The following is a 526-nucleotide window of genomic DNA, read 5'->3' as shown; positions in this document are numbered from 1 at the left end:
CTCTTGTCTTCGCCGCATACTTAAAGCCACCATGATAGTGGGGAGCAAAGAGGAAAGTGATGCGCGCTTGATCTAATGCAGTGCGTGCCTCTTCAGGACTCTTATAGAGATCTACTCCTAACGCCTGTAATAGATCAGAGGAACCGGTTAAGCTAGAGACACTACGATTTCCATGTTTTGCAACGATTGCACCACAACTTGCACCCACTAGAGCACTTGCTGTTGAGATATTGACGGTATTAAGGCCATCACCGCCGGTTCCGACAATATCGGCAAAGGGATAATCGGGAGTATCAAAATATTTTGCTTCACTTAAGAAGGCGCTAGCAGCTCCGGCAACTTCAGCAGGAGTTTCACCTCGTAACTTCATCGAGATTAATGCGGCTCCCAAAAGTGCCTCGCTCACTTCACCTCTTGCAATGGCACTAAAGAGTTGATGGCTCTCCTCTTGAGATAATCTCTCACCACTATAGAGTCTTTGAAAAATCGGTTTTAATGAAGTATTCGTTCTATCTGTCATGGTTTT

General features: G+C 45.4%; 1 pseudogene. It reads right to left on the bottom strand.

From position 1 onward, the window contains the following. Positions 1–526: pseudogene (locus FK268_RS26215) on the bottom strand (anthranilate phosphoribosyltransferase); the annotation flags it as partial.

The organism is Tsukamurella sputi, assembly GCF_007858445.1.
Taxonomy (GTDB): Bacteria; Actinomycetota; Actinomycetes; order Mycobacteriales; family Mycobacteriaceae; genus Tsukamurella; species Tsukamurella sputi.
Note: the sequence above shows the minus strand (reverse complement) of the source record. Positions and strands in the feature narration are given on the sequence as shown.